The sequence below is a fragment of the Maribacter sedimenticola genome, assembly GCF_900188415.1.
Lineage (GTDB): Bacteria > Bacteroidota > Bacteroidia > Flavobacteriales > Flavobacteriaceae > Maribacter > Maribacter sedimenticola.
Genome location: NZ_FZNV01000005.1, coordinates 1 through 15,349 on the forward strand (window position 1 = coordinate 1; position 15,349 = coordinate 15,349).

At 29.8% G+C, this 15,349-nt stretch carries 12 protein-coding genes; 11 read left to right on the forward strand and 1 reads right to left on the reverse strand.

Going from position 1 to position 15,349, the window contains the following annotated elements:
• From CHB68_RS13795 to CHB68_RS13820, 6 genes are all read left to right on the forward strand, one after another.
• On the forward strand, nucleotides 1–873 hold an 873-nt coding region (locus tag CHB68_RS13795; protein WP_143815213.1), incomplete at its 5' end, for a T9SS type A sorting domain-containing protein.
• A gap of 173 nt (nucleotides 874–1,046) precedes the next feature.
• A complete protein-coding gene (locus tag CHB68_RS13800; protein ID WP_089261639.1) occupies nucleotides 1,047–2,048 on the forward strand; it encodes an SDR family oxidoreductase in 1,002 nt (333 codons plus the stop codon).
• Nucleotides 2,049–2,051: 3 nt separating this feature from the next.
• On the forward strand, nucleotides 2,052–3,380 hold the full coding sequence (locus CHB68_RS13805; protein WP_089261641.1) for a UDP-glucose dehydrogenase family protein: 1,329 nt from the start codon (nucleotides 2,052–2,054) through the stop codon (nucleotides 3,378–3,380).
• Nucleotides 3,381–3,400: 20 nt separating this feature from the next.
• Nucleotides 3,401–4,684: a nucleotide sugar dehydrogenase gene (locus tag CHB68_RS13810; RefSeq protein WP_089261643.1), complete on the forward strand. Its 1,284-nt coding sequence runs from the start codon at nucleotides 3,401–3,403 to the stop codon at nucleotides 4,682–4,684.
• 302 nt (nucleotides 4,685–4,986) lie between these two features.
• Nucleotides 4,987–6,597, forward strand: coding sequence for an Ig-like domain-containing protein (locus CHB68_RS18870; protein ID WP_262494238.1), 1,611 nt, complete (start codon nucleotides 4,987–4,989; stop codon nucleotides 6,595–6,597).
• 158 nt (nucleotides 6,598–6,755) lie between these two features.
• The gene (locus CHB68_RS13820) at nucleotides 6,756–7,565 is read left to right on the forward strand and encodes a glycosyltransferase family 2 protein (RefSeq protein ID WP_089261645.1); all 810 of its coding nucleotides are present in this window, start codon (nucleotides 6,756–6,758) and stop codon (nucleotides 7,563–7,565) included.
• A 37-nt stretch (nucleotides 7,566–7,602) separates the two neighbouring features.
• Here CHB68_RS13820 and CHB68_RS13825 read toward each other — a convergent pair whose 3' ends face one another.
• Entirely contained in the window at nucleotides 7,603–8,610 is a 1,008-nt protein-coding gene (locus tag CHB68_RS13825) for an NAD-dependent epimerase/dehydratase family protein (RefSeq protein WP_089261647.1), read from the reverse strand.
• A gap of 374 nt (nucleotides 8,611–8,984) precedes the next feature.
• On the opposite strand from CHB68_RS13825, the gene CHB68_RS13830 reads away from it, so the two are divergent.
• The 5 genes from CHB68_RS13830 to CHB68_RS13850 all read left to right on the forward strand — a co-directional run bounded on the left by CHB68_RS13830 (nucleotide 8,985) and on the right by CHB68_RS13850 (nucleotide 15,327).
• The gene (locus tag CHB68_RS13830) at nucleotides 8,985–10,247 is read left to right on the forward strand and encodes an O-antigen ligase family protein (protein ID WP_143815214.1); all 1,263 of its coding nucleotides are present in this window, start codon (nucleotides 8,985–8,987) and stop codon (nucleotides 10,245–10,247) included.
• Between the two features lie 11 nt (nucleotides 10,248–10,258).
• Nucleotides 10,259–11,713 (forward strand): lipopolysaccharide biosynthesis protein, encoded by a 1,455-nt coding sequence (locus tag CHB68_RS13835; RefSeq protein ID WP_089261651.1) that lies wholly within the window; start codon nucleotides 10,259–10,261, stop codon nucleotides 11,711–11,713.
• On the forward strand, nucleotides 11,703–12,800 hold the full coding sequence (locus CHB68_RS13840) for a glycosyltransferase family 4 protein (RefSeq protein ID WP_089261653.1): 1,098 nt from the start codon (nucleotides 11,703–11,705) through the stop codon (nucleotides 12,798–12,800). The genes CHB68_RS13835 and CHB68_RS13840 overlap by 11 nt, the downstream gene beginning before the upstream one ends.
• Nucleotides 12,801–12,847: 47 nt before the next feature.
• Complete coding sequence (locus tag CHB68_RS13845; RefSeq protein WP_179213206.1) at nucleotides 12,848–14,077, forward strand: glycosyltransferase family 4 protein; 1,230 nt, start codon at nucleotides 12,848–12,850, stop codon at nucleotides 14,075–14,077.
• A gap of 128 nt (nucleotides 14,078–14,205) precedes the next feature.
• Nucleotides 14,206–15,327 (forward strand): glycosyltransferase family 4 protein, encoded by a 1,122-nt coding sequence (locus tag CHB68_RS13850; RefSeq protein ID WP_089261657.1) that lies wholly within the window; start codon nucleotides 14,206–14,208, stop codon nucleotides 15,325–15,327.
• Nucleotides 15,328–15,349 lie beyond the last annotated feature (22 nt).

A 15,349-nucleotide genomic window follows, 5' to 3' on the forward strand; every position in this document is an offset into this window, starting at 1 on the left:
AGCCTTCAACTCGAGGTAACGGTTCAACCGTTCGACTGCAACTCCGCAGGGCTGCAGACAAGCTATAGCATCAACGGTGCAGCGGCGGTAACGGCACAGACTCAGGTGACCATTACGGAAGGTGATGGCCTTGACCTTGGCATCTTGCCTTCCTCTACGGCATTCTCGGTATCGGGACCAAACGGGAACGACAAACCGTTGAACACCGATATCCTGAACATTGTAGATGCACAGGGCGCGGATGCAGGCACGTACACCTTTACCACTACCGAGGGCTGTAGCCTTCAACTCGAGGTAACGGTTCAACCGTTCGACTGTAGCACCGCAGAATTAGAACTTCAATATAAAATAAATGAATCTGAGGAATTTATCAATGCAAAATCAGCTATTGTATTAGAAGGAGATGTTTTGATTATTAAATTCTCGCAAGAGAATATTAGTTTTTCTTTAAGCGGCCCCAATCAAAATTCAAAACCAAATAATAAAACTGATTTTCAAATAATTGGAGCTAAAATTGAAGATGAAGGAAATTATATTTTTACCACTAGCAATGGATGTGTCTATAATTTTGAACTTACGGTAACGCCTAATGAAGCTTTAGCAAATCCAACATTAGAAGTTATTAAAATATATCCAAATCCAGTTTCAGATGGAATTCTATATTTAGGATTAAATCAATTCATGAATCAAGCTTTAACAGCTAATCTATATGATATATATGGCAAGCATATTATTTTTAAAGAGATTAATTCAAATCATGAGAGTGAGGAATCTTTAAATATTCCTACTTTAAGTGGAGGTATATATATTTTAGAAATATCACTTAGTGGTTCGGATGAAACAATTCTTAAAAAGGTGATAAAATTAGATTAAGCCAATTTATAATGAAGGTAAAAGCTACTATTTATAGTAGCTTTTATTTTTATATTAATTTAAGAGTTATAACAATAATCTAAAAAAGCATCTGTTTAACATTTAAAATATATTTAAAGGTAATTAACTAGTAAATTTGAATTATCAATATAAGCTTTATAAATAAGTACAGAATGGACATTTCAGAATTAGGTTTTAAACCTCAATATAAAGTATTAGTAACAGGAGGGGGTGGTTTTATAGGTTCCAATATAACCGAAGCACTTTTAAATAATGGAAATAGAGTCATATGTTTGGATAACTTTTCAACCGGTAGAAAAGAAAACATTAATTCATTTCTTAGTCATCCTAATTATCGTTTGATTGAAGGTGACATAAGAGATTTAAATACTTGCAAACAAGCATGTGAAGGTGTCGATTACATTTTACATCAAGCCGCATTGGGCTCTGTTCCTAGATCAATCAAGGATCCAATTACTACGAATGAAGTAAATGTAAGTGGATTTTTAAATATGTTAATTGCTGCCAGAGATGAAAAAGTAAAAAGATTTATATATGCCGCAAGTTCATCAACATATGGGGATTCAAAAAAACTTCCAAAAGTTGAAGAAATAATTGGGCAGCCTCTTTCTCCTTATGCGATTACTAAATACGTGAATGAATTATATGCTAAAATTTTCAGTACTACATATGGCCTTGAAACTATAGGACTTAGATATTTCAATGTTTTTGGCAGAAAACAAGATCCAAATGGAGCTTATGCTGCTGTTATTCCAAAATTTGTTATGCAACTTAAGAATTTAGAATCACCTGTAATTAATGGTGACGGTACTTTCTCGCGAGATTTTACATATATTGATAATGTTATACAAATGAATGTAAGGTCAATGACCACTGATAATTCAAATGCTATTAACACAGTTTATAATGTAGCATATGGCGAAAGAACTGACCTAAATACTCTTGTCTCACTATTAAAAGAACAACTTTCTAAATTTGATCCCAAGATAAAAAATGTGAAAATAAGTTATGGCGAGCAAAGACAAGGGGATATTCCTCACTCTTTAGCATCTATAATAAAAGCAAAAAATCTTTTAAAATATAATCCTAGCCATAGTATTGAGGAAGGGCTAGAGGAAGCCGTAAATTGGTATTGGGAAAATTTAAAAAATTAAACAATGAATTTAACAGTAATTGGCACAGGCTATGTAGGTTTGGTAAGTGGAACTTGTTTTGCTGAAATGGGCAATACGGTAACCTGTATTGATGTAGACGAAAAAAAAATAGAGAATTTAAAAAAAGGGATAATACCAATTTACGAACCGGGATTAGAAGCAATGGTCAATCGTAATGTCCTGAACAAAACACTCAAATTTAGTAACAATCTTTCTATAAATTTAGAAAAGTGTGATATCGCTTTCATTGCTGTTGGCACACCCATGGGTGATGATGGTTCTGCAGACTTACAATATGTGCTCCAAGTTGCAAAGGAAATTGGAAGTTACATGCAACATTCTTTAATCGTTGTTGATAAGTCTACTGTTCCTGTTGGTACTGCTGATAAAGTTCGGGATACAATTCAAAAGGAACTTGACAATAGAAATGTTAATATTTCTTTCGATGTTGTTTCCAATCCAGAATTCTTAAAGGAAGGTGATGCAATTAATGACTTTATGAAACCCGACCGTGTAATAGTCGGTTCTGACAATGAAGTAGCACAAGAAAAAATGAGAGCATTATATTCTCCATTTTTTAGAAGCAGTATGGATAGGCTCATAACAATGGATGTCCGTTCTGCTGAAATGACAAAATATGTTGCCAATGCAATGTTGGCTACCAAAATTTCATTCATGAATGAAATAGCCAATATCTGCGAATTAGTTGGTGCAGATGTAAACAAAGTAAGAATTGGAATTGGTTCTGACAGTAGAATTGGTTATAGTTTTATTTATCCAGGTAGTGGATATGGTGGATCTTGTTTTCCTAAAGATGTCAAAGCGCTGAAAAAAACAGCAGAAGAGCATGGCTACAATGCTAAATTAATAACATCAGTTGAGGACGTAAATAATGCACAGAAATTAGTTATTGCAAATAAAGTAGTCGAAAGATTTGGTGAAGATTTGAACAATAAAACCTTTGCTATATGGGGATTGGCATTTAAACCAGAAACTGACGATATGAGAGAAGCCCCATCAATCTATATTATTAAAGAATTATTGAAAAGAGGAGCAAAAATTCAGGCATATGACCCTAAAGCCATGGATAAAGCTAAACATTTTTACTTAAAAGGAATTAAAAATATTTCGTATTTTAATTCGAAATATGAAACTCTGCAAAATGCAGATGCTATGATATTATTAACTGAATGGAAAGAATTTAGATCTCCTGATTTTGAAGAATTAAAAACACAACTTAAGCACCCGTTAGTATTTGACGGAAGAAATCAATATAACTATGAGCGTATGAAAATTTTAGGTTTCGAATATTTTCAAATAGGTAAAAAATAAATTAATATAATTATACTAATATGTCTTCAACTAAAATTGCCATTATAGGCCTTGGTTATGTGGGTTTGCCTTTAGCTCGTTTATTTGCGACTAAATACCCTGTCGTAGGTTTTGATATTAATGAAAAGCGAATAAAAGAATTACAATCGGGTGTCGATAGCACCCTAGAAGTTTCAAATGAAGTTTTGCAAAAATCTTTGGTTACCAAACCCGGTAATGATATTGGCCTTTATTGTTCAAATGATTTAAATGAAATCAATGATTGCAATTACTTTATTGTTACCGTACCTACACCAGTTGACAGTACTAACAGGCCAATACTTACACCCTTATTCAAATCAAGCGAAACTGTTGGTAAAGTTTTAAAGAAAGGTGATACAGTAATCTACGAATCTACAGTATATCCTGGAGTTACTGAAGATGAATGTGTACCTGTATTAGAAAAAGTTAGTGGCCTTACCTTTAATAAAGACTTTTATGTAGGGTACTCGCCAGAACGAATTAACCCTGGAGATAAAGAACATACAGTAGAAAAAATATTAAAAGTTACTTCCGGTTCAACACCCGAAATAGCTATTAAAATTGATGAATTGTATAAATCTGTTATTACTGCAGGAACATTTTTGGCTAGTTCTATAAAAGTTGCAGAAGCTGCTAAAGTAATAGAAAATTCACAACGTGATATAAACATCGCATTTGTAAATGAATTAGCTAAGATTTTTAACCTAATGGGTATCGACACTCATGATGTTTTAGAGGCTGCAGGTACAAAATGGAATTTTCTTCCTTTTAAACCCGGTCTAGTCGGTGGTCATTGTATTGGAGTTGATCCTTATTATTTAGCGCAAAAGGCTCAAGAATTTGGATATCATCCTGAAATTATTTTAGCAGGTAGACGCATGAATGATGGAATGGGTAAATATGTTGCCTCTGAAGTTGTCAAGCTAATGGTTCAGAAAGATATTAAAGTTAAAAACTCTAAAGTGTTAGTTTTAGGAATAACTTTTAAAGAAAATTGCCCAGATGTTAGAAATACAAAAGCTGTAGACGTAATTAAAAATTTAGATTCCTATGGTATTGAAACCAAAGTTTTAGATCCTTGGGCCAAACCTGAAGAAGTTCTTCATGAATATAATATCAAATCTTTTAAAGATATAGATTCTAATGAACAGTTTGATGCTATTGTTCTTACAGTTTCTCACAAAGAATTTTTAGAAATAGATTTAAGCATGCATTTAAAAGAAAATTCTGTGTTATATGATGTTAAAGGTGTTTTAACTAAAAATGTTACAGGTAGGTTATAACTGATAAATTATATACTTTTAAAAATGAACCCTTTTAAATATTAATTTAAAAGGGTTTTTATTAATCCAAATCCACTGAAGCTTAACTTATTTACTTAAAATATGTTAAATATTCCCAAAAAAGTGCATTTCATCGAATATTTAGGTACTTAAAAGTCCAAATATATATTTCATACGTTTATTTAAATGTCGGCATATTATAAAAAGTGCATTTTATCGAAAAAAAGTGACATTTTACCGATGCGAAAATTATAATGGATATTTTTATAACCCAGATTGCTTTAACATTAAATGCCCTACTTATGAAATTAAAAAATTGTTTTACATTCTCGTTATGCTTGATTTGCATACTTTTACATTTATCCTGTTCAAAAGATAATGATTTATTATCTGAATATGTATCTATAGATTCGTCAAAAATTGATGACAATTCTCAATTTGCCGTAGATGACATTTTTTTTATGGATTCTTCATCTAGTATAGTTTTAGATGTTCTAGCTAATGACAATCTTTATAACGGTAACAATATTAAAATAATTAGTGTTTCTGAACCAAAAAATGGTATCGTTATTATCAATAATGATAATACCTTGACTTATACTCCAAATACCGGAAATACAGAAGCAGAGGAGCCTGTTATAGAGGAGCCTGCAACAGAGGACACTTCAACAGAGGACACTTCAACAGAGGACACTTCAACAGAGGACACTTCAACAGAGGACACTTCAACAGAGGACACTTCAACAGAGGAGCAACCTATAGATAACTTTACGTATGATATTGAGGTACAAAATGAAGATAATACAACCACTACTTCAACTGGAAATGTTATTGTAAATACATCTACCACAGACAAAGTATCGGAAGATGTTGCCTTTTGGCAAAGAAAATTTGACCAAGAATTTAACGACCCAGACAATCAGGTGGATAGTATCGATGCCACACAGAAATCAGAGAGCGCTAACGAAAATCAAGAATACTATTTTTTAGCTTATTATTTAGATGCTCATATATCTATGTGGCAAGCTACTGGTGAATATAAGTATTTAGATAATGCACTGAAGTTAATTGAGAATACTATAAATGACGCACAACCTTTAAATATTAAAGGTAAACAATTTCTAGGATGGCCAACTAATCCAAATCACCCTGAAGCATCAGCAAAAGGGTATCCACTATGGGAATCATTTATGTTTCGATTTGTTTCTTCACTCTTAAGAGTTATGCATAAATCCCCAAATCTTCGTTCCGATAGTAACATTCAAAAACGTTATGAAACCATTCTAAATTTTACAATTGAAAATATATGGAATAAATGGGAACATGATGGTATACATAATATGTATAGGATTAATACGCACATGTCTTCACATTGGGCGAGAATTGGAATGGATCTTTATCTTATTACGGGCGAGTCCAAATACAAGCTTGTATTTGATAATATATCTCATGGTACAATGATTGGATGGCCTTCAAATTTGAAGAATCAAATTAAAACTAATTCTGAAATAAGTTCTGCTTTAGTTTGGAATCAAAATTGGACTAATGCAGCAATTCAGGATACTTCACATGCCGGAGCGATAGTGTCTTTTTGGGTAGCCGCATATGAAAATTCCATGTATTGGGATAAAAATCATATCGATGGTTTAATTTCAACATTGAAAAATGTAATATGGACAAAATCCATGGGCGATAGATTTACTAAAAATGTTGACGGAACAGGTGGTTATGATTACTATGGCAGGCTTCACGAATGGCTACATTTAGGTAGATTTGACTCTGAGATACAACAACAAATTAAAGAGAATTATACGGGTGCTAATTTGACATATTACGGGATTCAACCACTGGGTATTGCGGCATTAAATGCAAAAATTTTACTAGATGGTGCTCCAGTATATCCAGAACAATAAAAAATTAAGTTTATTTTAAATATAAATGGTCGGGTTTTTTATCCGGCCATTTTTGTGTGATGTAAAAACATGCTTTAAATTCACGAAAAATTTATAGCAATTACATCTAATTTTCCTTTATAAATTTGAATCTTTAATATATAATATAATTATTATAAATGATTGATATTTCTATTGTAGTCCCAACATATAAGCCCATGGCTTATTTATATGAATGCTTAGATTCCTTAAGCAATCAAATTACAGTAAGCTTTACATATGAAGTGATTATTGTTTTGAATGGATCTGATGATTCCTACAAATGTGAAATAGAAAATTATTTGAAAAGGAAAAAATTAACAAACTTTATCTTCTTTGCCTTACCCAACCCAGGTGTATCTTATGCTAGAAATTTGGGAATACAAAAAGCTAAAGGAAATTACCTTTTTTTTATGGATGATGATGACATTCTAAATGAATCATATTTTGAATTGTTATTTAAACACGTTAAACCAAATAGACTAGTTTGCGGAAATATGAAAAATTTTGAACAAGATATTTCTGAAACCGAAAATAGTTATATGTCCAAGTTATTTGTAAATAATAATTTAGAAGAAGGGACAATAATTAAATTTAAACGTGTTTTTTCTATTTGTACAGGAAAACTTATTCCTAAATCAAGTATCAATAATACACTTTTTGACACAAAAATTCAGATTGGTGAAGATTCATTATTTATGTCTACAATTTCAGATAAAATACAAGATGTTGTTTTGGTTAAAAATGCAATATATTTTAGAAGAATACGATTAGGTTCGGCTATGGGACAAAAGAAAAGTTTTAAATATCAGCTCAAAAATTCTAAATATTTAATATCTAAACATTTAAATGTTTATTTATCCAATTTCAAAAATTACAGTTTCATTTTTTTTACGGTCAGGATATTAGCAATCCTTAAAGGATTTATTTGGCGTTCTGTTTTTAGATAAATTTTAAATAAAAACATACAAACATATAATAATCAATTTACTGGTAATAAGATTTATACCATTTTACAAATTTCTCTATTCCCAATTTTAATTCTGTTTTAGGTTTGAATCCATAATCTCTTGATAAACTTTCAGAATCTGATAGTGTACTAAATACATCACCGGGTTGCATGGGCATCATTTTGATAATAGCTTTTAAATTCAGACTTTTTTCAATGGCATTAACCATATTCATTAGTTTGACAGTTTGATTATTTCCGATATTATATATTTTGTACAAATGATTACTTATATTACCAGATTGAACAATTCGAACCATACTTTCAATTACATCATCAATAAATGTAAAATCTCTTTCTAACTTTCCTTGATTAAATATTTTGATTTCTTCATTTTTTAAAATAGCCTTTGTAAATAAAAATATTGCCATATCAGGTCTACCCCAAGGTCCATAAACTGTAAAAAAACGAAGTCCTGTGGTTTTTAATTTATATAAATGAGAATATGAGTGCGCCATAACTTCATTGCATTTTTTTGTTGCCGCATATAGACTAACAGGTTTGTCTGTATTGGCAGAAACATTAAAAGGCACTTCATTATCTATACCATAAACACTAGAACTACTGGCGTAGATAAAATGTTTTATTTTGAACTGTCTACAACATTCTAAAATATTAAAATAGCCTACCAAATTACTATCTATATAGGCTTTAGGGTTTTCAATACTGTATCTCACACCTGCTTGTGCAGCTAAATTACAAACCACATCAAATTTTTCTTTCTTAAAAATCAATTGTAGATTTTCCATATCTTCCAATTGGGTTCGTATAAATTTAAAATTCCCAGAACTATTAACCACTTCAAAATTCCATTTTTTAGCTTGCATTTTAGGAATACCTAACTCAAATAATCGATCATATTTTAAATTTGGATCATAATAATCATTTACCGAATCAAGCCCGACAACCTTATACCCAATATGTAATAATGCTTGGGTTAAATGATACCCAATAAAACCTGCGGCGCCAGTAATTAATATTTTCATATACAATATATTTAAGAATAGAAATGCTATCCTTATAATTTGTTTCAAAAATAACTAAGTAAATAATGATAACATCACTTTGATAATATTAAAATTTACTCTTAATAAGATTTGAGCCAAACTATATATTTATTAGAATACTCATTTATAAAAATAATCTGGTATATTATTATATACAAAATATTTCATAACCGATTTAATTACTATTTATCCAATTTATTAACGATAGATAAATGCTTATCTCTAAATTAGCTGAAATAAAAAGCATCTATATTTATGTTTTATACATTGAATACTATTTTCTTATTATAGATTTTTACATTACCATAATTTAAACTGAATAAAAGCAATATTGATTTTTAATTCCAATACAATTGTTTAACGAAAGTGACATAAAATATAATAGTAATCTTGGCTTAGGGCTCCTGATAATACTAACAATTGTGTTTCTCAATGCTTTAGGACCATATTTACAACTACAAAAGGTAACGACCTATGGTTTAGTGCCACTACTTTTTTTAATATCAGCTAAATTTTATTATTTAAATCCGTTTCAGAAAAAAAAGGAATTTTTAATAATTGTTTTAATTTTTCTTACAAGTTTAATATCAGCTTATACTTATGTAAATTATGAGCAACTGATAACAGGATATACACGACAATTCAGTGTAATTCTAATTGTATTTATTCCTTTAGCGTTAAATTATAAATATGATTATACAGATTATTTTCACATAGGTTTTATCATATCTATTTTGACACTTATCTATATTATGTATACATCTGGTCAATTCGATTTAATAAATTTCGCTAAAGATTCAGATTCACGAGATAAATTATTAATTAATGCAAACACATATTCCTATTTAATGTTTTTTGCTAATTTCTCTCTGTTTTACTTATATCAAAAATATAAGAGTAAAATATTGTTAATACTATTGATTGTCATTCCAATACTATTTGTAATAGTTTCTTTTGTTACGCAATCAAGATCGGGAATTCTAATTTTAATAATGTCCAACGTTATATATTGGCTTGTCATTAACAAGATTGAAACCCCCACAAAATTTCAAAAAATTTTTAGAATAGTTACCATTGTTTTAATTTTTTCATTTTTAGCGTTTCAATTCTGGGAGTATTATAAAGACTCGAGCATTAAGAATAGATTTGATGTAACTACAAACAGAGTTGATGCAAGAGAAATTTTACTAGTTGAGTCTTTTGATATTTTTGTTGACAATATGATTTTTGGTGTAGGTTTAGACCAAATTCCAAATTATACAAGTTTAAGATTATTTTCACATAATACTTATGTAGAAATTTTAGCGGAACAAGGTATTATTGGAGGTCTTTTGTTATTATTTTTATATGGCCTACCACTAAGGATGTGTATTAAAAATATTGTCAAATATTCTAATGATTCAATATTGAAGATAAATCTTCTATTTCTTATCATGTTTTATTTTTACAATAATTTCTATCCTTTCTACAAATTTGGATTTTCCATGCTTTATTTCTTTCTAATTCTAAGCATACAGTTCAAAAAAATAGTTGAACTCCAAAATAATTCTTCAAACAAAATTGTTATCCACAAGAAAGCAGAATCAATTAACACGAAAAAATATTTAGGTCACTAGCTCATAATACTATGTCTATAAAAAATAAAGCCATAAGTAGTTTTGGGTGGATTCTTACTGAGGGATTATTTAGCCAAGGATTTCTTTTTATGGTAGGAATAATTTTAGCAAGACTATTAACCCCTGTTGACTTTGGTGTCATTGGAATTATTACTGCAATCATAGCAATTTCAAATAGCGTTGTAGAAGGAGGTTTTGGAAGTGCATTGATTAGAAAAGTTGATGCAGATACAATAGATTATAATACTATTTTCTACTCTAACCTTACCATTGCAATAATTATCTACTTTTTTTTATTAATTGGAGCCACAACATTAGCCGGCTATTTCGATGTAGCTGTTTTAAGCAAAATAATTCCATTTGCAGGAATTTTATTAATAATAAACTCTTTTTCTATAGTTCAACGGGCTATCTTAACAAAAGTTCTAAATTTTAAAACACAAGCATTAATTTCAATAATAGCTTCTTTTGGTAGTGGCCTGACTGCCATAATTATGGCCTATCAGAATTTTGGTATTTGGAGTTTAGTAACTCTTGCTATTCTTAGACCTTTATTAAATAGTATATTACTTTGGTATCATAGTAAATGGAGGCCTTCTTTAATTTTCTCAATAAAAAGTTTTAAAGAGCTTTTCAATTATGGATATAAATTATTGATTACCAATTTAATACATAGTTTTTATAGAAATATTTATTACGTTCTTATCGGAAAATATTTTAATACACAAACTTTAGGGTATTATACAAGAGCAGAACAATTTCAAGCACCATTTTCCTCAAATATAACTACGGCTATTCAACGATTAAGTTTTCCAATACTTTCTAAAGTTCAAAATGACCATGAATTATTAAAAAGTAGGTTTATCAAATTTTTAAGATTTAGTATGTTTCTTAATTTTACTGTCATGTTTGTCATTGCTGCAATTGCAGAACCAATGGTCATTTTACTTGTAGGTGAAAAATGGAGGGCGTCAATTTTATATCTACAATTGCTTTGCGTGCCTGGTATATTATATCCTTTACAAATATTACATCTCAATTTATTATTAGTAAAAGGTTATTCTAATTTAAATTTAAAATTGGAATTAATTAAAAAAATGATTTTAATTCCTTTGGTTTTAGGCACTGCTTTACTAGGAATTGAAGCATTATTAGCAGGAATTGTTATTTTTGCTTTTATTGAATTTTTTATCAATAATCATTATACCAAAACTATCATAAATTATAGTTTAAAAGAACAATTAAAAGATATTATACCTTTTATATTGTTAGGCATAGCTTTATTCATAATAATGTACACAATAACTTTTATTGATATGGGTTATTTAGCTATGGTTATTATTCAACTTACTATTGGTATTACTTTTTTTATAAGTACAAATGAATTTATAAAACTTCCAGAATATTTAGAGATAAAAGATAAAATCATTGAATTCTTTTACAAGGCAAGAAAACATGAAAAATAAAATTCAAGTAGCATTTTTGCTTTCAAGAATTTTGGTAGATGGTGGCATCACTAGGGTTACCGCAATGCTGACACAGCAATTTGCAAATGATGAAAGGTTTCATATTCATGTAATTAGTTATCAACCAATTCAAAAAGGAGGCTATCACTGGGATTCTAATTTATCGTATTATGAACTTGTTGGTGAAGGTGTAAAAATGAAAAGAGGAATTTTCAAGGCCACATCTAAACTAAGAAAAATTCTAACTCAACAAAATATAACGACGTTAATCAGCTGTGGTCAAGAAATTGGTCCATTAGGAGCTTTAAGCACTTTAGGTAAATCAACAAAATTTGTGTATTGGTCTCACTCTAGTTTTAAGGGTAAAACACATAGTAAGTTTAAAATTTTGAATGAACTTTTTACCACTACATTTGCTGATGTAATTATAAGCTTGACCAAGGTTGATAAAATTAATTACAAAAAAGGGACTCTTGCCAAAAAGGTAGTGCAAATATATAATCCAGTAGATCCAACTCTTCTAGAGCAAACACATAATTATAATCCATCATTAAATAAAATCATAAGCGTTGGCAGACTATCATTTCAAAAAAATTTTCTTCTTTTAATTGACGTGGCTAAAAAAGTAATTATTTCTAACCCCAACATTCAATGGGATATTTATGGTGATGGATATCAAAGGGATGAATTAAAAAATAAAATCCATGAATATGGATTAGAACAACATGTTATTCTCAAAGGTCATGCTACAAATATTTATGAAATTTACAAAAACTATTCGTTAATGGTGATGACATCTAGGTTTGAAGGGTTTCCAATGAGTTTAATTGAAGGATTGGCAACAAAATTACCTTTAATTAGTTTTGACATACCAACAGGTCCAAATGAAATTATAGAAGAGGGGGTTAATGGTTTTTTAATTGAACCAGAAAATGTAGATGCAATGGCATATAAAATTGAAGAATTACTTTCTGACCAAAACAAACTTAATTCCTTTTCCAAAGCAGCCTTTAAATCTAGTGAAGCCTTTAGTATGAAAACCATTTATGACAAATGGGTTTCCCTATTCATTTCACTTGCAAAATAAACTGGAGCCATAAAAAAATTATTAATAAACGCTACCTAACCTATCAAATGACCATTCTCTATTTATATCAATATTTCACCACCCCCAAAGTATCTGGGGGAACAAGAGCTTATGATTTGGCTAAGAAGTTTGTTCAAAATGGACACGAAGTAATTTTTATAACTACATCTCATGGATTTTCTTATAAACCTGAGGGACGATGGCAATATCTAGAACTTGAACAAATGAAATTTCATGTCCTAAATATTGAAAGGACATCGAATTCTACTTCTTATTTTAAAAGGATTATTAATTTTTTAAAATTTATTTGGTTTGCCAGTTTTAAAATCTTAAAACTAAAAGGAGATGTTGTTTTAGCTTCGTCTACTCCTCTAACCATTGGCATTCCTGCCTTAATAAAAAAGTGGAAAGATAAAACACCTTTTATATTTGAAGCACGAGATGTGTGGCCCGAAGCGGTAATTGCTATTGGGGCAATTAAAAACAAAATGGCTCAATCATTATTATATAAATTAGAAGCTACAATTTACAAAAATGCTGCAGCGATTATTCCACTATCAATAGATATGAAAGCCTCTATAACAAAACGATATCCAAATTTAAAATGCCCTATAATAAGTGTTGAGAATATTGCTGCCTTAGAGCGTTTTAAAAATGAGTATAATCCTAACGTTTCGTTTATAGAAAAAAAATTAGGTTTTAAGCCAAGATTTACAATTTTATATGCTGGTACATTTGGAAGGGTAAACGGATTAAGTTACGTAATAGAACTCGCTGCGAAACTCAAAACTATAGATCCTACTATTGTTTTTGTTTTAATAGGTTTAGGGGCTGAAAAAGAGATGTTAATCGATAAGGCAGAAGAGTATGGTATTTTAAATAAAAATGTTTTTATTTTTGGACCTGTCCCTAAAGAGCAACTTCCTCAATATTACTATGAATCTGACATGGGAAGTTCATTTGTTATAGCGATTAAAGAGTTATGGGCAAATTCTGCAAATAAATTTTTTGATTCCCTCGCAGCTGGTAGACCGGTATTGATAAACCATGAAGGATGGCAAATGGATGTTTTAGAACATACTAATTCAGGTTTTGTTCTTCCATTTGATCTAAGTAAACTAGATGATCAAGTTTTGAATAATTTTATCGACTATACCTTAAACGCTTCCTTATTAAATAACCAAAAAAACAATTGCCTTAATTTAGCAGAAAGGTATTCGTTAGATGCTGCAACAAAAAAATACTTAGAATTATTTAATTCCATGGGTTTGCCCTAATAGCATCTTAAATTTTATTAAATCTAATTCAGTTATTTAAGTGTTTAAACTCCCTAAAGAAATTAATAAATTATAATTTGGATTAATAATCTATTAATTAATGGATTATAAATTAAGTAAAAATTAAAATGAAAATAGCGTTACTATTAAGTAGAATAGAACAAACAGGAGTAACAACTCATACTTTAGATTTAACTAAGGGATTAATAGATGAAGGACATGAGGTATTTCTTATTACCGGAGGTAAAGTTCAAGAAGACAATAATAGAATTGACGCATTTTATGAGCAATTTATTAGCTTAGGTGCACAAGTTAAAATTTTTAAAACTCCCAAGGGATCTTTAATAAATAAAGCAATTGTTACCGTAAGTTCAATATTTAATATCATTAAACTGATCAAATCTTGCAATCCAGATATAATTCATGCACAATCACCATATATGACTTTTATACCTTGGTTAATGGGTAAAAATTTCACTACTACTATTCACAACACCAAGCTGAAAAAAAATATAAAATTTAAGAACCCAACACATCTTATTGCAATAAGTAAGGAGTCTGAAATAATGAGTCAAAAGGTTTTTGGAATATCACCTAAAGATATTACAATAGTAAATCATGGCGTATCAGAAAGATTTGGGACATCTATTTCTGAAAGTAAAAAGAATCAGCTAAAAGATAAATTCAAAATACCCAAAGACAAGATAATAGTTGGTTTCGTTGGTCGGCTTACAAAAGATAAAGGGTGTGATATTCTATTTAATGCCATAAAAAAATTAAATGACACTGTACTTTCACAAAGTCATTTCATTTTCGTAGGTAGCACTAAAGATTCTGCAGACCATCAATGGCTTCGGCAAAATCTTGAAGAAAAAAATATTGACATTTATTGTTCTATTGTTGATTTTCAAGACCCAAAACCATTCTATGACATTTTTGATATTTTTGTACTCCCCTCTAGATTTGAATCATTTCCATTAGTTATTTTAGAAGCAATGATGAGTGAATGTGCTACTGTACGAAGTCAGGTAGAGGGTGCTCTTGAACAAATACACCATGGTGTAAATGGTATGCTTTTTCCAAATGAAGATGTTAATGCATTAAGTCTTATTCTTCAAAAGCTGATATTGAATGATGCATTTAGAACTGAGCTAGCCAATAAAGGAAAGTCAAAAGCGTTAAAAGAGTATACCATACCCGTAATGACAAAAAACACTTTAAAAGTATACGATAAAATTAGGCTGAATTGATTTACATAAAACAAACACCTAC

Excerpts from the sequence above, each read along its gene's own strand:
- CHB68_RS13800 (WP_089261639.1), top strand. The coding sequence starts at position 1,047 with ATGGACATTTCAGAATTAGGTTTTAAACCTCAATATAAAGTATTAGTA.
- CHB68_RS13805 (WP_089261641.1), top strand. The coding sequence starts at position 2,052 with ATGAATTTAACAGTAATTGGCACAGGCTATGTAGGTTTGGTAAGTGGA.
- CHB68_RS13810 (WP_089261643.1), top strand. The coding sequence starts at position 3,401 with ATGTCTTCAACTAAAATTGCCATTATAGGCCTTGGTTATGTGGGTTTG.
- CHB68_RS18870 (WP_262494238.1), top strand. The coding sequence starts at position 4,987 with ATGAAATTAAAAAATTGTTTTACATTCTCGTTATGCTTGATTTGCATA.
- CHB68_RS13820 (WP_089261645.1), top strand. The coding sequence starts at position 6,756 with ATGATTGATATTTCTATTGTAGTCCCAACATATAAGCCCATGGCTTAT.
- CHB68_RS13825 (WP_089261647.1), bottom strand. The coding sequence starts at position 8,610 with ATGAAAATATTAATTACTGGCGCCGCAGGTTTTATTGGGTATCATTTA.
- CHB68_RS13835 (WP_089261651.1), top strand. The coding sequence starts at position 10,259 with ATGTCTATAAAAAATAAAGCCATAAGTAGTTTTGGGTGGATTCTTACT.
- CHB68_RS13840 (WP_089261653.1), top strand. The coding sequence starts at position 11,703 with ATGAAAAATAAAATTCAAGTAGCATTTTTGCTTTCAAGAATTTTGGTA.
- CHB68_RS13845 (WP_179213206.1), top strand. The coding sequence starts at position 12,848 with ATGACCATTCTCTATTTATATCAATATTTCACCACCCCCAAAGTATCT.
- CHB68_RS13850 (WP_089261657.1), top strand. The coding sequence starts at position 14,206 with ATGAAAATAGCGTTACTATTAAGTAGAATAGAACAAACAGGAGTAACA.